Source organism: Bradyrhizobium sp. CCBAU 53421 (assembly GCF_015291625.1).
In the GTDB taxonomy this organism is placed as follows: Bacteria; Pseudomonadota; Alphaproteobacteria; order Rhizobiales; family Xanthobacteraceae; genus Bradyrhizobium.
In genome coordinates this window covers 279,738-297,165 of sequence record NZ_CP030047.1, presented here as the reverse complement: position 1 = coordinate 297,165, position 17,428 = coordinate 279,738, and the positions used below count along the sequence as shown (strand labels likewise).

The 17,428-nt window shown below is 65.8% G+C and carries 14 protein-coding genes; 9 read left to right on the top strand and 5 right to left on the bottom strand.

Translation table 11 applies throughout. The annotated features are described in order from the left end of the window. Positions 1-178 precede the first annotated feature (178 nt). Both acs and XH92_RS01405 read left to right on the top strand, forming a co-directional pair. Entirely contained in the window at positions 179-2,119 is a 1,941-nt protein-coding gene (gene acs, locus XH92_RS01410) for an acetate--CoA ligase (protein WP_194457642.1), read from the top strand. A 406-nt stretch (positions 2,120-2,525) separates the two neighbouring features. Then, positions 2,526-3,041, top strand: coding sequence for a L,D-transpeptidase (locus XH92_RS01405; RefSeq protein WP_074130831.1), 516 nt, complete (start codon positions 2,526-2,528; stop codon positions 3,039-3,041). A gap of 186 nt (positions 3,042-3,227) precedes the next feature. Here the strand turns inward: XH92_RS01405 and XH92_RS01400 are convergent, their stop codons facing one another. Further along, on the bottom strand, positions 3,228-3,836 hold the full coding sequence (locus tag XH92_RS01400) for a thermonuclease family protein (protein ID WP_194457641.1): 609 nt from the start codon (positions 3,834-3,836) through the stop codon (positions 3,228-3,230). A 40-nt stretch (positions 3,837-3,876) separates the two neighbouring features. After that, on the bottom strand, positions 3,877-4,104 hold the full coding sequence (locus tag XH92_RS01395) for a DUF1674 domain-containing protein (RefSeq protein ID WP_194457640.1): 228 nt from the start codon (positions 4,102-4,104) through the stop codon (positions 3,877-3,879). A 201-nt stretch (positions 4,105-4,305) separates the two neighbouring features. Between XH92_RS01395 and XH92_RS01390 the strand changes: the two genes are divergently transcribed. The 3 genes from XH92_RS01390 to purH all read left to right on the top strand — a co-directional run bounded on the left by XH92_RS01390 (position 4,306) and on the right by purH (position 9,385). Next, the gene (locus XH92_RS01390; RefSeq protein ID WP_194457639.1) at positions 4,306-5,652 is read left to right on the top strand and encodes an RsmB/NOP family class I SAM-dependent RNA methyltransferase; all 1,347 of its coding nucleotides are present in this window, start codon (positions 4,306-4,308) and stop codon (positions 5,650-5,652) included. A 137-nt stretch (positions 5,653-5,789) separates the two neighbouring features. Continuing rightward, a complete protein-coding gene (locus XH92_RS01385; protein WP_194457638.1) occupies positions 5,790-7,541 on the top strand; it encodes a heparinase II/III family protein in 1,752 nt (583 codons plus the stop codon). Positions 7,542-7,792: 251 nt separating this feature from the next. Continuing rightward, positions 7,793-9,385: a bifunctional phosphoribosylaminoimidazolecarboxamide formyltransferase/IMP cyclohydrolase gene (gene purH, locus XH92_RS01380; RefSeq protein ID WP_194457637.1), complete on the top strand. Its 1,593-nt coding sequence runs from the start codon at positions 7,793-7,795 to the stop codon at positions 9,383-9,385. Between the two features lie 46 nt (positions 9,386-9,431). Here purH and XH92_RS01375 read toward each other — a convergent pair whose 3' ends face one another. Then, the gene (locus XH92_RS01375) at positions 9,432-10,799 is read right to left on the bottom strand and encodes an MFS transporter (protein WP_194457636.1); all 1,368 of its coding nucleotides are present in this window, start codon (positions 10,797-10,799) and stop codon (positions 9,432-9,434) included. A 126-nt stretch (positions 10,800-10,925) separates the two neighbouring features. Here XH92_RS01375 and ggt point away from each other — a divergent pair, with 126 nt between their 5' ends. The 3 genes from ggt to XH92_RS01360 all read left to right on the top strand — a co-directional run bounded on the left by ggt (position 10,926) and on the right by XH92_RS01360 (position 15,163). Continuing rightward, positions 10,926-12,671, top strand: coding sequence for a gamma-glutamyltransferase (gene ggt, locus XH92_RS01370; RefSeq protein ID WP_194457635.1), 1,746 nt, complete (start codon positions 10,926-10,928; stop codon positions 12,669-12,671). Positions 12,672-12,784: 113 nt separating this feature from the next. Then, the gene (locus XH92_RS01365) at positions 12,785-14,083 is read left to right on the top strand and encodes an MFS transporter (RefSeq protein ID WP_194457634.1); all 1,299 of its coding nucleotides are present in this window, start codon (positions 12,785-12,787) and stop codon (positions 14,081-14,083) included. A 183-nt stretch (positions 14,084-14,266) separates the two neighbouring features. Then, positions 14,267-15,163, top strand: a complete 897-nt coding sequence (locus XH92_RS01360) for an NAD(P)-dependent oxidoreductase (RefSeq protein ID WP_194457633.1) — start codon at positions 14,267-14,269, stop codon at positions 15,161-15,163. A gap of 4 nt (positions 15,164-15,167) precedes the next feature. Here XH92_RS01360 and XH92_RS01355 read toward each other — a convergent pair whose 3' ends face one another. Both XH92_RS01355 and XH92_RS01350 read right to left on the bottom strand, forming a co-directional pair. Then, entirely contained in the window at positions 15,168-15,503 is a 336-nt protein-coding gene (locus tag XH92_RS01355) for a GIY-YIG nuclease family protein (RefSeq protein ID WP_194457632.1), read from the bottom strand. Between the two features lie 532 nt (positions 15,504-16,035). Continuing rightward, complete coding sequence (locus XH92_RS01350) at positions 16,036-16,701, bottom strand: glutathione S-transferase family protein (protein WP_194457631.1); 666 nt, start codon at positions 16,699-16,701, stop codon at positions 16,036-16,038. 131 nt (positions 16,702-16,832) lie between these two features. Here XH92_RS01350 and XH92_RS01345 point away from each other — a divergent pair, with 131 nt between their 5' ends. Next, positions 16,833-17,420: a DUF2239 family protein gene (locus XH92_RS01345; protein ID WP_194457630.1), complete on the top strand. Its 588-nt coding sequence runs from the start codon at positions 16,833-16,835 to the stop codon at positions 17,418-17,420. Positions 17,421-17,428 lie beyond the last annotated feature (8 nt).

Below are 17,428 nucleotides of genomic sequence, written 5' to 3'. Positions count from 1 at the left end.
GCACGGTAAATCGTCCCATCAAATGCAGGAGCCGGCGGGATATCCGGCGGCTTCGACGCGACGAAAGTGACAGTCCTTTTTCCTTGCCGGGCCGGAATGCGGCAACGCATAATCGCGGCAATGATCAAGGCGGCTTGCCGTCGCGACGTTTGCGATCGGCAATGAGTGGAGGAAAATGATGTCCGAGAAGATCTATGACGTGCCGGCCGACTGGGCCAAGCGCGCTTATGTCAACGACGCCAAATATCGCGAGATGTACGCGCACTCGGTCAAGGACCCGAACGGCTTCTGGGCCGAGCACGGCAAGCGGATCGACTGGATCAAGCCCTACACCAAGGTCGAGAACGTCTCCTTCGCGCCCGGCAACATCTCGATCAAATGGTTCGAGGACGGCGTGCTGAACGTCGCCTGGAATTGCATCGACCGCCATCTCGAGAAGCGCGGCGACCAGACCGCGATCATCTGGGAGGGCGACGACCCTTCCGAGTCCAAGCACATCACCTACCGCCAGCTGCATGACGAAGTCTGCAAGATGGCCAACATCCTGCGCACCCGAAACGTCAAGAAGGGCGACCGCGTCACGATCTATCTGCCGATGATTCCGGAAGCGGCCTACGCCATGCTGGCCTGCGCACGGATCGGCGCGATCCATTCGGTGGTGTTCGGCGGCTTCTCGCCGGACAGCCTCGCCCAACGCATCAAGGATTGCGATTCCAAGGTGGTCATCACCGCCGACGAGGGCTTGCGCGGCGGCAAGAAGGTGCCGCTGAAGGCCAATGTCGATGCCGCGATCGGCAAAACCGGCGGGGTCGATTGGGTCGTGGTGGTGAAGCGCACCGGCGGCAAGATCGACATGAACCCGACCCGCGACCTCTGGTATCACGAGGCCGCCGAGATGGTGACGACGGAATGCCCGGCCGAGCACATGCATGCCGAAGACCCGCTGTTCATCCTCTACACCTCGGGCTCGACCGGTACACCGAAGGGCGTGCTGCACACCTCGGCCGGCTATCTCGTATTCGCGTCGATGACGCATCAATACGTGTTCGACTACCACGACGGCGACGTCTACTGGTGCACCGCCGACGTCGGCTGGGTCACCGGCCACAGCTACATCCTCTATGGGCCGCTCGCCAACGGCGCGACCACGCTGATGTTCGAAGGCGTGCCGAACTACCCGGACAATTCGCGCTTCTGGAACGTCGTCGACAAGCACAAGGTCAACATCTTCTACACCGCGCCGACCGCGATCCGCGCGCTGATGCAGGGCGGCGACGAGCCGGTGAAGAAGACCTCGCGCAAATCGCTGCGCCTGCTCGGCTCGGTCGGCGAGCCGATCAATCCGGAAGCCTGGGAGTGGTACTACCGCGTGGTCGGTGACGACCGCTGCCCGATTGTCGACACCTGGTGGCAGACCGAGACCGGCGGCATCCTGATCACGCCGCTGCCCGGCGCGACCAAGCTGAAGCCGGGATCGGCGACGCGGCCGTTCTTCGGCGTGGTGCCTGAAATCGTCGATGCCGACGGCAAGACGCTGGAGGGCGAGACCTCGGGCAATCTCTGCCTGACCAAGTCATGGCCGGGCCAGATGCGCACGGTCTACGGCGACCATGCGCGGTTCGAGCAGACCTATTTCTCGACCTACAAGAACAAGTACTTCACCGGCGACGGCTGCCGGCGCGATGCCGACGGCTATTACTGGATCACCGGCCGCGTCGACGACGTCATCAACGTCTCCGGCCACCGCATGGGCACCGCCGAGGTCGAGAGCTCGCTGGTGGCGCATGAGGCGGTGTCGGAAGCCGCCGTCGTCGGCTACCCGCACGACATCAAGGGCCAGGGCATCTACGCCTATGTCACGCTGATGAAGGGCACCGAGCCGACCGAAGCCTTGCGCAAGGAGCTGGTCGCCTGGGTCCGCAAGGACATCGGCCCGATCGCCTCGCCGGACCTCATCCAGTTCGCGCCAGGCCTGCCGAAAACGCGCTCCGGCAAGATCATGCGCCGCATCCTGCGCAAGATCGCCGAGGACGAACCGTCGAGCCTCGGCGACACCTCGACCCTGGCCGATCCGGCCGTGGTCGACGACCTCGTGCAGAACCGGCAGAACAAGAAGTAATCCGGCAACGGCAATATCGGGACGTTGAAGAAGGGCCGCGCGCGATCTCCGCCGCGGCCTTTCGCTTGCCCACGCTTTCTCGCGCGAACCGGCATCCATCCCGCATCACCGGCGGGACAGGCTTCGCTCAAAAAACGCCCAGCGCGGCCCTTTCACGGGATTGTCAGAGGCGCGGCGCCATTGCGGCGTGTTTGTGACCAAGTGTTGTTTTCAGGTCATTTACTTTAATCCGAACTTTTCCTCTTCTGCCCGCCATCAGGACGTGTCTCGCGGCCGGTGTGAAACCACCCGGTTAAGACACGCGGTTAATATTGCGTGCGTGAGACCGGCGGGCCCGGGTTTTTTCAGGGCTCTGCACCTTCGTTTTTGGCTCCCTCACCGGAGCTGTTGGGAAGTGGAGAGTTTGATGTCGATGAAGTTTGCGGTGGCGTTCGCTGCCACCCTTGGTGCCGTTGTTGTGATGTCGCAGACGGCCGAAGCGCGGCCGGAAATGGTCGGAATCCACGCCGACAATTATGAGCCGGGCACCATCGTGGTGAAGACCAACGAACGGCGGCTCTATCTCATTCTCGATTCCGGCCACGCGATGCGTTACCCGGTCGGCGTCGGCAAGTCCGGCAAGCAATGGGCCGGCACCACCAAGATCGACGGCAAATACCGCAACCCGGCCTGGTCGCCGCCCGCCGAGGTCAAGCGCGACAAGCCGAGTATCCCGGACGTGATCGCCGGCGGCTCGCCGCGTAACCCGATGGGCGTCGCCGCGATGACGCTAGCCGGCGGCGAATACGCCATCCACGGCACCAACGTGCCCGGTTCGGTCGGCGGCTTCGTCTCCTACGGCTGCATCCGCATGCTGAACACTGACATCACCGACCTCTACTCGCGCGTCTCGGTCGGCACGACTGTCGTCGTCACCCGCTGATCGCGCAGAGCACTGCGCCGAAAGAAAAGCCGCGCCACTGCGCGGCTTTTTGTTTGGCTGTCCTGCGCCTTCACGCCGATGACGCTTAAAGCGCGATGAGATTGGGTTGAATCGTCATCGCGCTTTAGATTCTTGCTTTGGCATGATCTCTTCGGAAAACCGCTTCGCACTTTTCCGGATCATGCTCTACCGCGCAAAAGTTCCGCACCAGCCGAAGCGGTGCCCGCCATTATAGGCGCGGGCATGACCGGCCGCGAGCAGCGCAGCCGAGACATTGTCGGTCTTCCTGGTCGCGACATCGGCAACGACGCGTCCCTGATATTTGTCGGGACCGACATTGTAGATCGCGACATCACCCTGGCCGAGCAGATCGCGCAGCGCCACCGTCGCCGCCTGCGCCATTTGCAATTCGCGCGCACAGGACGCCTTCAGCTCCGGCGCATCGATGCCACGCAGCCGGACCCGCGTGTAAAAATCGGGGCCCGGCGCGAGATGCACCCGCGCCTCGAACGTGTCGCCATCGATGGTCCTGACGACATCGACAGCATGGCGAGCGTCAGGCGTGCCGGCTCGCTGCCAGATCATTTCGGCATCGCGCGACCGGTTCAACGACCAGTGCGACGGCAAGGGCATCCATTGAGGCACATATTGGCGGATCGGCAATGTGCTGCCGACGGCGATGCCGAGCACGAACACCCAGGGCAGCGCCGCCGAGACGCGGCGGCCCCAAGGCGAGCGGCGGAAGGGCGGACGTCCCGTCCCACGATAAGGATTTATTCTCTCATATGGGGACATATTCCCAGACTGGCTTGAGTCGAGCCCCCAGGCAAGACTCTCAGAAGTCCGAGGCGATGCCCTTGGTCTCCCAATCGCCGTAGCGCGTCGGTTCCGGCCCCTTCGGGCCCTGGAATTCCTTCGGCCGCGCGGCCGCATCCTTCGCGGCCAGCTCCTCGGCGGCCTTGCGCCGCGCCGCGGCCTCGGCGAGCGCACGCTCCGCGGCCGGCGTCAGCGGCTTGCGCGGCGCGGGTTCCGGCGGCGAGGGCGATGGCGATTTCTCAGACATGGCGGGCCTACTTGGCGAACGTTTCTCGGCAAAACTTTCTGCCGGCGAATTCCGTATCTCTGTGTTGGCTCAGTGACGACATCACGATCACGAATTCCGCAAGACGATTCTTACATTTGGCATATTCGCATGCCAGAGGTGTTTTCGAGTTGATGGGCATGAGCCGAATGTAACTCAGCACCTTCGAGATATCTCCGCTTCATGCCCCCTTCAAGATTTGCAGTTCCTGCCGAAGTCCCCGGTCTCGCGGCGCGCCGTATCGCGGCCGACATCCTCGATGGCGTGCTGCACAAGCATCGCACGCTCGACGATCAGCTCGACGGCGCCGGCGCGCATCCCGGCCTGAAATCGCTGGCCGATCGCGACCGCGCGCTGATGCGCCGGCTGGTGTCGACCATCCTGCGCAAGCTCGGCACGCTCGGCCATCTGCTGTCGCGGCTGCTCGACCGCGGCGTGCCGACCGATGCGCCGCGCGCGCAGAGTGCGCTGCTGATCGGCGCCGCGCAGATCCTCTGGATGGACGTGCCCGATCACGCCGCGGTCGATCTGTCGGTGCGGCTCGTGCAGTCCGACCGCCGCGCGGCGAAATATGCCGGCCTCGTCAACGCCGTGCTGCGCCGCTGCGCGCGCGAGGGCCAGGGCCTGATCGACGAGATCGGAACGCAGACGCTGGACCTGCCGCAATGGATGCTGGCGCGCTGGAATGCGCATTACGGTGAAGCCACTACGCGCGAGATGGCGCTGGCGCTCGGCCACGAACCGTCGCTCGATCTCACGGTGAAGTCCGACGCGCCGCAATGGGCGAGCCGCTTGCACGGCGAGATACTGCCGACGGGAACCGTGCGCACGCTGCTGCAGGGTTCCGTCACGATGCTGCCGGGCTTTGCCGAAGGCCAATGGTGGGTGCAGGACGCAGCCGCCGCGCTGCCGGTGCGGCTGTTCGGCGACGTCAAGGACAAGCGGGTCGCCGATCTCTGCGCCGCGCCCGGCGGCAAGACCGCCCAGCTGGCGCTGGCCGGCGCGCAGGTCACCGCGGTCGACCGCTCGCCGGCGCGGGTGGCGCGGCTGCGCGACAATCTCACGCGGCTGGCGCTGCAAGCCGAGACCGTCGTCGCCGACGCCGCCGAATGGCCCGCGGAGGCCGGAAGCTTTGACGGTATCCTGGTCGATGCGCCCTGCACCTCGACGGGAACCATCCGCCGCCATCCCGACGTCGCCTGGCTGCGCCAGGAAGGCGACATCGCCGCGCTGGCGGCGCTGCAGAAGCGGCTGCTGCAAAAGGCCATCCATCTGCTGAAGCCCGGCGGCACGCTGGTCTACTGCACCTGTTCGCTGGAGCCCGAGGAAGGCGAGCACGCGATTGCCGCGCTGCTGGCGAGCGAATCAGGCCTGCGCCGTGCGCCGGTCGCGACAAGCGAGGTCGCCGGCCTCGACGACACCATTACCGCCGACGGCGATTTGCGCACCCTGCCCAGCCATTTGCCCAACGCCGACCCGCGGCTGGGCGGGCTGGACGGTTTTTACGCCGCCCGGCTGGTCAAATCCTGATTTTAAACTTCAGTCTTCTAAGCTCGAAGTGATTCGTGCGGTATCAAGAGGGTGTCTTGAATATCAAGAAGGTGTCTTGGCCGCGTTTCCGGATTAAATAAGGATTCGTTGAAAATTCCCTCCCCGCAAGGTTAGGCGTGTCGGTCGCTCAAAGCAGACGCATCTCGACGCTGATTGCTGGCCGCTTTGCGCGCAGCATAATGGCACGCGCGAGCGGAAGCACGGTTGCGCTGTCGCGGCTCTGGCCCGGCCGCACCGACCGGCTGATCATCGCGCCGCACGACCTGCGAACCGCCGACGCCACCCGCGCCGCCGAGATCTATGCCGGGCGATTCGTGTTCGCCGGCAAGATCGTCACCTGCCACGGCCGCTCGATCTTCGATCTCGAACCGCCGTCGGAGGATTGGGAAGCCGCCCTGCTTGGCTTCGGCTGGCTGCGCCATCTGCGCGCCGCCGACACCGCGCTGACCCGCGCCAATGCCCGTTCGCTGGTCGACGACTGGATCTCCAACCAGGCGCGCAAGCGGCCGCTGGAGCGCCGCGCCGACGTGCGCGCACGGCGCGTGATCTCGCTGCTGTCGCAGGCGCCATTGGTGCTCGGCGACACCGACGGAAAATTCTACCGCAAATATCTGCGCGGGCTGGCGCGCGAGATCCGCTATCTGCGCCACGCGACGCTCGACAATGACGGCGTGCCGCGCCTGCAGGTGTTGATCGCGCTGTGCTACGCCTCGCTCTGCCTCGCCAACCAGGCGCGCAACATCAAATCCGCCACGCGCAGGCTTTCTGACGAATTGCAGCGCCAGATCCTGCCCGATGGCGGCCATATCTCGCGCAATCCCGGCGCGCTGGTTGAGCTGCTCAGCGATCTCTTGCCGCTGCGGCAAACCTTTGCCGCGCGCAACATCGCGCCGCCGCCGGCGCTGCTCAACGCGATCGACCGCATGATGCCGATGCTGCGCTTCTTCCGGCACGGCGACGGCAGCTTCGCGCTGTTCAACGGCATGTCGACCGCGCCGTCCGATCTGGTCGCGACGCTGCTCGCCTATGACGACACCCGCGGCGTGCCGATGGCGAGCATGCCGCATACCGGCTTCCAGCGGCTCGATGCCGGCAACATGACGCTGATCATCGACACCGGTCCGCCGCCGCCGGCCAGCGTCAGCCAGGATGCGCATGCCGGCTGCCTGTCGTTCGAGCTCTCCTCCGGGGTGAGCCGCATCGTCGTCAATTGCGGCATGCCGAACACCGGGCGCGACAATTGGCGGCCGTTCGCGCGTTCCACCGCGGCGCATTCGACGCTGACCTACCGCGACACCTCGTCGTGCCAGTTCGTCGAGCTGTCGGCGATGAAGCGGCTTTTGCGCGGCGCGCCGATCACCAGCGGCCCGAGCAATGTCGAGAGCTACCGCGAAGCCGTTTCCGGCGGCGATGTGCTGACCGCCTCGCATGACGGCTATCTCTCGCGCTTCGGCGTGATCCACCGCCGCGTGCTGATGGTCTCCCAGGACGGCACCCGGCTCGAGGGCGAGGACCAGCTGACGCCGGCGCCCGGCGGCCGCATCAAAGGCAGCGAGGCCGACTTCGCGCTGCGCTTCCATTTGCACCCCTCGGTGAAGGCGAGCCGGCTGTCGGATGCCCGCGGCGTCATGCTGGTGCTGCCCAACCGCGACGTCTGGACCTTCGAGGCGATGGACGACAAGGTCGATCTCGAGGACAGCGTGTTCCTGGCCGGCAATGACGGCCCGCGCCGCACCTCGCAGATCGTGATCCGGCAGGACGCCAGGCAGGCCGCCACCATCCGCTGGAGCTTCATGCGCTCCTCGACCTCGGCCACCGCCACCAACGCCCGCCGCAACGCCCGCCGCGAGCCGGAACTGCCGCTGTAGGGCGGGGTGTCGGCAACGCAACTGCCGGACCCGTCACCCTGAGGAGCCGCGAAGCGGCGTCTCGAAGGGTCGACGGCCACTAGCCGGGCCGTGCATCCTTCGAGGCTCGCTGCGCTCGCACCTCAGGATGACGGGGAGACAGGATTTCAACCCAATCATCGCCATTTTCAGGGGAATCGGCCTCGAGAAGCGGTTTCGTGCCGCACGAAACCATGCTACCCGGCTGCCTTAACAGCCAGGGATTTTCCGATATGACCGAGCAGCTTCGCCGCGTGACCCGCGCTCTGTTGTCCGTTTCCGACAAGACCGGACTGATCGATTTCGCCAAGGCGTTGGCCGACCACGGCGTCGAGCTGGTCTCGACCGGCGGCACTGCCAAGGCGATCGCGGCGGCCGGGCTGAAGGTCAAGGACGTCTCCGAGCTCACCGGCTTCCCCGAGATGATGGACGGCAGGGTCAAGACGCTGCATCCGAAAGTGCATGGCGGCCTGCTGGCGATCCGCGACAACAAGGAACATGCGGCGGCGATGGCCGCGCACGGCATCGCGCCGATCGACCTCCTGGTCGTCAATCTCTATCCGTTCGAGGCCACCGTCGACAAAGGCGCCGGCTTCGAGGAGTGCATCGAGAACATCGACATCGGCGGCCCCGCGATGATCCGCGCCGCGGCCAAGAACCATGACGACGTCGCAGTGGTGGTGGAAGCGAACGACTATCAGTCTGTTCTCGACGAGCTCGCCGCGCACAAGGGCGCGACCTCGCTCGGCCTGCGCCGGCGGCTCGCCGCCAAGGCCTATGCGCGCACCGCGGCCTATGACGCTGCGATCTCGAACTGGTTCGCGGTGCAGCTCGACACCAAGGCGCCGGACTTCCGCGCCTTCGGCGGCAGGCTGATCCAGTCGCTGCGCTATGGCGAGAACCCGCACCAGACTGCGGCATTCTATGCCACGCCGGAGAAGCGGCCGGGCGTTGCGACCGCGCGCCAGCTGCAGGGCAAGGAACTGTCCTACAACAACATCAACGACACCGACGCGGCCTATGAATGCGTTGGCGAGTTCGACCCGCAGCGCACCGCGGCCTGCGTGATCGTCAAGCACGCCAACCCCTGCGGCGTCGCCGAGGGACCGGATCTCGCCACCGCCTACGCCCGCGCGCTCGCCTGCGACTCGACCTCGGCCTATGGCGGCATCATAGCGGTCAACCGCACGCTCGATGCGGATGCCGCGCGCGCCATCATCGGCATCTTCACCGAGGTGATCATCGCGCCCGATGCGACCGAAGAGGCGATCTCGATCATCGCCGGCCGGCGCAATCTGCGCCTCTTGCTCGCCGGCGGCTTGCCGAACGCGCGCGCAATCGGGCTCACCGCCAAGACCGTCGCCGGCGGCCTCCTGGTGCAGAGCCGCGACAATGCTGTTGTCGAGGACATGAACCTGAAGGTCGCGACCAAGCGCGCGCCGACCGACGCCGAGCTGCGCGATCTCAAATTCGCCTTCCGGGTTGCAAAACACGTCAAGTCGAACACCATCATCTACGCCAAGGACCTCGCCACCGTCGGCATCGGTGCCGGCCAGATGAGCCGCGTCGACTCGGCGCGCATTGCCGCCCGCAAGGCGCTGGATGCGGCGGCCGAGCTGAAGCTCGCCGAGCCCTTGACCAAGGGCTCGGTGGTCGCCTCCGACGCGTTCTTCCCGTTCGCCGACGGCATGCTGGCCTGCATCGAGGCCGGCGCCACCGCGGTGATCCAGCCCGGCGGCTCGATGCGCGACGACGAGGTGATCAAGGCCGCCGACGAGCACGGCATCGCCATGGTGTTCACCGGCGTGCGGCATTTCAGGCATTAGCCCATCGGCTTGTCGTCCCGGCGAAGGCCGGGACGACGGCGGTGGTTTACTCTCGCACCTTCGCCAGCAACGCCAGGCCCACCACGAAGAACGCCACCAGCACCGCCATGCCGTACTTCTGGCTCGCGGTCGCCGCGGTGATCGCGCCGATCAGCAGCGGGCCGATGAACGACGTGACCTTTCCGGTCAGCGCGAACAAGCCGAAATACTGCGCGATGCGATCCTTCGGCGCGAGGCGGATCAGCAGCGAGCGCGAGGCCGCCTGCAGCGGCGCGCCGGTGGCGCCGATCAGGCAGCCCAGCACGATATAGGCGCGCTCGGCAGCGCCTGCGAACAATGGACCGCCGGGCACCGGTGGCGCCACCGGGATGAACAGGATGGAATCCTTGTTCACGGTGAGGATCACGACGATCGCAAACAGCAGGATCACAAGACTGCCCGTGATCACGCGCTTCGGCCCAAACCGATCGTCGAGCTTGCCGCCGAGCCAGCCGCCGAATGTGCCGGCGACTGCGAGAATGATGCCGAAGGTGCCGATCCGGATCGTGTCCCAGCCGAACGTGCCGGCGGCATAGATGCCTCCGAACGCGAACAGCGAGACCAGCCCGTCGGTGTAGATCATGTTCGCCAGCAGAAATCGCGCCAGCGACCTCTGCTTCGGCAGGCTCGCCAATGATTCCCTGAGCTCGCGCAGGCCCTCGCCGAGCGCCTCGCGCATCGGGCGTTTCGCCGGATAGTCCGGCGTGAACAGGAACATCGGCGTCACGAAGATGATGAACCACAGCCCGGTCAGCGGTCCCGTGATGCGGTCGCCCTCATGCATGACCGGATCGAGCCCGAACAGCGGCGTGAAGCCGAACAGCGTCTTGCCGGTCTCGGCATTGGCGGCGAGGAAGCCGAGCACCAGCACGAGGCTCAGGATGCCGCCGACATAGCCGGTGGCCCAGCCGGTGCCGGAGAGACGTCCGATCCGGTCGGGCGGTACCAGCGTCGGCATCATCGCGTTGTTGAACACAGTCGCGAACTCGACGCCGACGCTGGCGATCGCATAGGCCAGCAGCAGCATGGGGATGATGTCGGGATTGCCCGGCGTGCCGATCCACATCGCGCTCGAGCCGATCACCAGCAGCGCGCCGAACACCGCGATCCATGGCTTGCGCCGGCCGCTGGCGTCGGCGATCGCGCCCAGCACCGGCGACAGCAGCGCGATCGCAAGTCCCGCCGCCGCGGTGGCAAAGCCCCACAGCGCCTGCCCGCTCGCGGCATCGGGCGCGACGAAGCTCGCGAAATACGGCGCGAACACGAAGGTCGTGATCAGCGTGAAATAGGGCTGCGCGGCCCAATCGAAGAAGATCCAGCTGATGACGGCTGCGCGTCCCGGATAGACCTTCGCATCACCGGTGCCCGTCTGCATTGTTGCCGTCATCGCGAAAGATATTCCCCAACTCGAACCACGGGCAGGCTTTTGCCGCTCCAATCCGCTCCCATATAGCATGGGCCGGTTTTGCTGATACGGCGACGAACAGGGCAGGACAATTCGATGGCGCTGACGGCAAATATGTCGCGACGGCTGTTTGCCGCGCTCCTGATGATCGGCATCGCGACACCGGCCTTGGGCCAGGTGCAACGCCGCGCTTACGAGCCCTCAGCCAACGCTGCCATTCAAAGCATTCACGCCGAAAACGGCATGGTGGTGGCGCAGGAGAAGCTGGCGGCGCGCGTCGGCACCGACATCCTGCGGCAAGGCGGCAACGCAGTCGACGCCGCGGTCGCCACCGGCTTTGCGATGGCGGTGACCTATCCGCGCGCCGGCAATATCGGCGGCGGCGGTTTCATGGTGATCCATCTCGCCGGCCGCAATGAAGACGTCGCTATCGATTATCGCGAAACCGCGCCGCAGGCCGCAACCCGCGACATGTTCCTCAATGCCGACGGCAAGCCCGATCCGGACAGGTCGCGCAATTCCGCGCTCGCGATCGGCGTGCCCGGCACGGTCGCGGGCCTCGCGCTGGCGCTCGAGAAATACGGCTCCGGCAAGTTCACGCTGGCGCAGATCCTCAAGCCCGCGGTCGATCTGGCGCGCGATGGTTTCATCGTCACCGACGATACATCGGATACGCTGGCGGACATGTATCGCCGCATGTCGCGCTGGCCGAATTCGGCCAGGACGTTCTCGCACGCCGATGGCACGCCGCTGCACGAGGGCGACCGCCTGATCCAGGGCGATCTCGCCGGCGTACTGACCGCGATTGCCGAACAGGGCCCGCGCGGCTTCTACGAAGGTGCCGTCGCCGAGAAGCTCGTCAGCGGCATCAAGAATGCCGGCGGCATCTTTACGCTCGAGGATCTGAAGACCTACCAGCCGGTGATCCGCACGCCGATCCGCGGCACCTATCGCGGCTACGACATCGTCTCGATGCCGCAGCCTTCTTCCGGCGGCGTCGTGCTGCTGGAGATCCTCAACATCCTCGAAGGCTTTCCGATGTCGGACCTGAAGCAAGGCTCGGCCGCCTCGCTGCATGTCATGATCGAGGCGATGAAGCGGGCCTATGCCGATCGCGCGCGCTATCTCGGCGATCCCGCCTTCGTCGACGCGCCGACGCAGCTCTTGATCGACAAGGACTATGCCGCGAGGCAACGCGCGACCATCGATCTTGCCCGCGCCACGCCCTGGACCGATGTGCGCAACGCCAAGCAGCCGCACGAGGGCGACAACACCACGCATTATTCGGTGGTCGATGCCGCCGGCAACGCCGTCAGCAACACCTATACGCTGAATTTCCCCTACGGCGTCGGCCTCGTCGCCGACGGCACCGGCGTGCTGCTCAACAACGAGCTCGACGATTTCACCGCGGCGCCCGGCGCCTCCAACGCCTTCGGTCTGGTCGGCTTCGAGGCCAATCTGCCGGGACCCGGCAAGCGCCCGCTGTCGTCGATGTCGCCGACCATCGTGCTGAAGGACGGCAGGCCGGTGCTGGTGACGGGATCGCCCGGCGGCAGCCGCATCATCTCCGCGGTGACGCAGATCATCGTCGACGTCATCGACTACAAGATGGACATCGCGGCCGCGGTTGCGGCGCCCCGCATGCATCACCAATGGCTGCCCGACGAGGTCCGGATCGAGAAAGGTTTTCCCGACGAGGTGCTCGCCGAGCTGCGCGCCAAGGGCCACAAGCCGGTCGAGCCGCTCGGCTACTCCTCCGCGAACTCGATCGTCGTCACGACCAGCGGTCTGCTCGGCGCGCCCGATCCACGCACACGCGGCTCGGAGGCTGCAGGGTACTAAAGGCTGGCAAAGCCGCCTTTGCCCCTCCTGCAACATCGCGATAGATTGGCGGTCCGCGTAACTCCGGCCGCGGATCGCAAACAGCCGGTGATAGATTTCTCCGGGGAACGCGCATGAGCACGGCCGAATCCAAATCAATCGAAGTCGCAGAGATCGAGGACACCAGCCTCCTCGCCTTCTATCGCGACATGAACCTGCAGGAGCGGCGCACATTCTGGGCCTGCGCCTCGGGCTGGACGCTCGACGGCATGGATTTCATGATCTATCCGCTGGTGATCGGCACCATCATCACGCTGTGGAAGGTCGATGCCGGCACAGCCGGCCTCGCCGGCACCGTGACGCTCTTGGCCTCCGCCGTCGGCGGCTGGCTCGGCGGCTATCTCTCCGACCGGATCGGGCGGGTGAAGACGCTGCAGCTCACCATCATCTGGTTCTCGTTCTTCTCGCTGGTCTGCGCTTTGGTGCAGAATTTCGACCAGCTGCTGATCGCCCGCGCGCTGCTCGGTCTCGGCTTCGGCGGCGAATGGGCGGCCGGCGCGGTGCTGATCGGCGAGGCGATCCGGCCGCAATATCGCGGCCGCGCGGTCGGCTCGGTGCAGTCGGGCTGGGCGGTCGGCTGGGGCCTTGCGGTGCTGGCGCAGGCGGTGCTGTTCTCGATCCTGCCGGCGGAAAACGCCTGGCGCTGGATGTTCGTGATCGGCGCGCTGCCGGCACTGCTGGTGTTCTATCTGCGCCGCTATGTCACCGAGCCGGAGATCTCCGCCGCGACGATGGCGCAGCAGCAGGCATCCGGCAGCGGGCCCGCGGCGCTGTGGGAGATTTTCCAGGGACCGATCCTGAAGACCACGCTGCTGGCCTCGCTGGTCGGCACCGGCATGCAGGGCGGCTATTACGCCATCACCTTCTGGGTGCCGCGCTTCCTCACCACCGAGCGCAAGCTCTCGGTGGTCGGCTCGACCGGCTATCTCGCGACGCTGATCATCGGCTCCTTCATCGGCTATCTGGTCGGCGCCTGGCTTGCCGACCGGATCGGCCGGCGCAACCTGTTCCTGATCTTCTCGCTCGGCGCCATCGCGGTGGTGCTGCTCTATACCCAGCTGCCGCTGTCCAATGAGGTGCTGTGGGTGCTGGGCTTCCCGCTCGGCTTCTTTGCCTCGGGCTATTTCTCCGGCATGGGCGCGTTCCTGACCGAGCTGTATCCGACCCGGCTGCGCGGCTCCGGCCAGGGCTTCTGCTACAATTTCGGCCGCGGCGTCGGTGCGCTGTTTCCGTTCCTGGTCGGCGCGCTCTCGACCACGACGACGCTCGCCAACGCGATCGCGATCTTTGCGGTGGCGGCCTATGCCGTATTCTTCATCGCCGCCTACGCGCTGCCGGAAACCCGCGGCCGTGTGCTGCATGCGGGTGGGTAGCGTTGTCGCAGTGGCGCGACGATCGCGCCGCTTGCTCCGTCGTTCCCTCCCCCCTTGCGGGGGAGGGCTAGGGAGAGGGGTGGCCGCGAAGACGGTGTATGTGGCTTACCCCTCTCCCCAACCCTCCCCCGCAAGGGGGGAGGGAGCCCTGATAGTGTGCGTCCCTAACTGGAGGCCATTTTCATGACATCGCTCAAAGGCAAGACGCTGTTCATCTCGGGTGCGAGCCGCGGCATCGGGCTGGCGATTGCGCTTCGCGCGGCGCGTGACGGCGCCAATGTCGCGATCGCGGCGAAGACCACCGAGCCGCATCCGAAGCTGAAGGGCACGATCTATACCGCCGCCGACGAGGTCCGCGCCGCGGGCGGCAAGGCGCTGCCAGTGATCTGCGACATCAGGGACGAGGCGCAGGTGATGGCGGCGATCGAGCAGACCGTCGCCGAATTCGGCGGCATCGACGTCTGCGTCAACAATGCCAGCGCCATCAGCCTGACGCCCTCGCAGACGACCGACATGAAGCGCTACGACCTGATGATGGGGATCAATACCCGCGGCACCTTCATGGTGTCGAAATACTGCATTCCGCATCTGAAGAAGGCGGAGAATCCACACATCCTGATGCTGTCGCCGCCGCTCGACATGAAGACCAAATGGTTCGAGCACTCGACCGCTTACACGATGGCAAAGTTCGGCATGAGCATGTGCGTGCTCGGGCTGGCCGGCGAGCAGAAATCCGCCGGCATCGCCGTCAACGCATTGTGGCCGCGCACCACGATCGCGACCGCCGCGGTCGGCAATCTGCTCGGCGGCGACGCCATGATGCGGGCGAGCCGCACGCCCGAGATCATGGGCGATGCGGCTTACGCGATCATCACGCGGCCATCGCGCGAATTCACCGGCAATTTCTGCATCGACGACAAGGTGCTCTATGCCAACGGCATACGCGACTTCGAACGCTATCGCGTCGATCCCTCGGTGCCGCTGATGCAGGATTTCTTCGTGCCCGACGACGACGTGCCGCCGCCCGGGGTCACCGTGCAGCCTCTGCCGTCGGTCGGCGGCGCGCAGACGTCGCGCTAGGCGGCTAGACTGTGGACGCGTTCAGCAGTGAGCGCCAGTGCTGCACGCGCTCCTTGAGCAGCGTATCGCGCACATAGCCGAGCTCCTCATCCTCGATCCGCTCCAGCGTTTCGAGCGAGAGATTGTCGGCACCATGCGCCGACCAGGCGCGCTGCAGCTCGGCATTGCGATGGCTGCCCATCCGCAGCGTGAACCAGATCCGGTTCTGGATTTTCTCAAGGTCGAGAGCCTGCCCGACCCAGACCTCGCCGGTCGCGCGACTGCGGATCGCGAACACGCCGGCGACGGCAGCACGCTTCTTGTAGTCGGCGATGGCCAGCTTGCGGTCCTCGGTCTTCATGGCGGCTCCTGTCGGATCAGTCCGCAGTTTATACCCGGATATTATTGACAAGGCAATTACACCCGGGTAAAATCTCGCCATCAAGAGCGAATGGGACGAGCTGACATGGACACCGCCTGCTATCTGGAGCCGACCTGGAACGCTGGGCGCGACTTTGCCCAGCGCGCGATCACCGGCGAGCTGGTGATGCTCAATTTGCTGCGCTTCCGCGAGATCGCCGATTATTCGCAAAGCCCGGAGCTGGCCCCGTTGCAGCCGATCACGGGTGCGGAAGCCTACGACCGCTATGTCGCCCACACGCTTCCGCATCTGCAGAAGAGCGGCGGCGACATCCTGTTCATGGCTGAAGGCGGCTCGTTCCTGATCGGGCCCGAGGGCGAGCGCTGGGATCGCGCGATGCTGATCCGGCAGAAGAGCCGCGGTGAGTTCCTGGCCTTCGCGGTGGCGGAGGCCTACCTCGCGGGCATCGCACCGCGGCGCTGGCCGATTCGCGGCTGCTGCCGCTGGTCGAGCTGCCGCGATGAGCGAGATGCTAGCGGCCGACCTCGTATGGTCCACCCTTCTCCAGCGCCCGCGCATAGGCCGGGCGGGCGTGGATGCGCTCCAGGAACGCGACGCATTTCGGGTGGCCGTCCTCGAGCCCGCCGCGCGCGGCGGCCGCCTCGAGCGGAAAGCTCATCTGGATGTCGGCGCCGGAGAATTCGTTGCCGGCGAACCACTCGCTCTTGCCGAGTTCGCCTTCCCAATAGGTCATGTGCTGCTTGAGCTGCGGATTGACCAGCGTGGACAGCGCCTGGTTCGAGACCTTGCGTACCAGTGGCCTGAGCAGCGCCGGCGCGCGCTTCGGCATCAGCGTGAACAGCAGCTTCAGCAGCAGCGGCGTCATCGCCGAGCCTTCGGCATAGTGCAGCCAATAGGTGTAGCGCAGCCGCTCCGGCGTATCGGCCGGCGGGATCAGGCGTCCATTGCCGTAGGTCGCGATGATGTATTCGAGGATCGCGCCGGATTCCGCGATGGTGTTGCCGTTGTCGGTGACGACCGGCGACTTGCCGAGCGGATGGATCGCACGCAGCTCCTTCGGCGCGCGCATGTCGGGCTGCCGCTGGTAGCGCACGATCTCATAGGGCACCCCCAATTCCTCGAGCAGCCACAGCACGCGCTGCGAGCGGGAATTGTTGAGATGATGAACCGTCAGCATGGGCGTCCTCTGAAATATCGGCGCTATCGGGCGGCGTTTGGTGCCAGCCGGGAACAGGAAAGTCGAGATCGACGCGCCGTGCTTGCTGGAAATGACCCGGGCAATACGTCGCGCAATCGGAGAGGTCTACCATGAATCCTGCCTATGTCGCCTTCGAAGGCGAGCATCGCATCGGGGCCGGCGACCTCCCGGAGGTCGCGCGCGCCGCCAAGCAGCTGCTCGACCAGCGCAAGGATGCTGCGGTCCTGGTGTTCAACGGCCGCACCTCGGCGCTGGTCGATATCGATTTCCGCGGCTCGGTCGACGACGTGCTGGCGCGGTTGCCGAAGCCCGCGCCTCTCCTCGACGAGGAGCCGGCAACACCGGCCGCGCCGCGCGGTCCCGGACGGCCGAAACTCGGCGTCGTCGCGCGCGAAATCACGCTGTTGCCGCGCCATTGGGACTGGCTCGCGCAGCAGAAGGGCGGCGCATCGGTGGCGATCCGCAAGTTGATCGACGAAGCGCGGCGCTCAAGCGGCGACAAGGACCGCACGCGCAGCGCGCAGGATGCGGCCTATCGCTTCATGACAACGATGGCCGGCAACCGGCCGAACTATGAGGATGCGATCCGCGCCCTGTTCGCCCACGACCGGCGGCGTTTTGCGACGCTGATCGCGGACTGGCCGGCCGATATCCGCGACCACGCGATCAAGCTCGCCTATAGCGATCAAGCGGACTGACGCACATT

Bases quoted from the DNA above. Each gene is read 5' to 3' on its own strand.
- acs (WP_194457642.1), top strand. From the start codon at position 179: ATGTCCGAGAAGATCTATGACGTGCCGGCCGACTGGGCCAAGCGCGCT.
- XH92_RS01405 (WP_074130831.1), top strand. From the start codon at position 2,526: ATGTCGATGAAGTTTGCGGTGGCGTTCGCTGCCACCCTTGGTGCCGTT.
- XH92_RS01400 (WP_194457641.1), bottom strand. From the start codon at position 3,836: ATGTCCCCATATGAGAGAATAAATCCTTATCGTGGGACGGGACGTCCG.
- XH92_RS01395 (WP_194457640.1), bottom strand. From the start codon at position 4,104: ATGTCTGAGAAATCGCCATCGCCCTCGCCGCCGGAACCCGCGCCGCGC.
- XH92_RS01390 (WP_194457639.1), top strand. From the start codon at position 4,306: ATGCCCCCTTCAAGATTTGCAGTTCCTGCCGAAGTCCCCGGTCTCGCG.
- purH (WP_194457637.1), top strand. From the start codon at position 7,793: ATGACCGAGCAGCTTCGCCGCGTGACCCGCGCTCTGTTGTCCGTTTCC.
- XH92_RS01375 (WP_194457636.1), bottom strand. From the start codon at position 10,799: ATGCAGACGGGCACCGGTGATGCGAAGGTCTATCCGGGACGCGCAGCC.
- ggt (WP_194457635.1), top strand. From the start codon at position 10,926: ATGGCGCTGACGGCAAATATGTCGCGACGGCTGTTTGCCGCGCTCCTG.
- XH92_RS01365 (WP_194457634.1), top strand. From the start codon at position 12,785: ATGAGCACGGCCGAATCCAAATCAATCGAAGTCGCAGAGATCGAGGAC.
- XH92_RS01360 (WP_194457633.1), top strand. From the start codon at position 14,267: ATGACATCGCTCAAAGGCAAGACGCTGTTCATCTCGGGTGCGAGCCGC.
- XH92_RS01355 (WP_194457632.1), bottom strand. From the start codon at position 15,503: ATGAAGACCGAGGACCGCAAGCTGGCCATCGCCGACTACAAGAAGCGT.
- XH92_RS01350 (WP_194457631.1), bottom strand. From the start codon at position 16,701: ATGCTGACGGTTCATCATCTCAACAATTCCCGCTCGCAGCGCGTGCTG.
- XH92_RS01345 (WP_194457630.1), top strand. From the start codon at position 16,833: ATGAATCCTGCCTATGTCGCCTTCGAAGGCGAGCATCGCATCGGGGCC.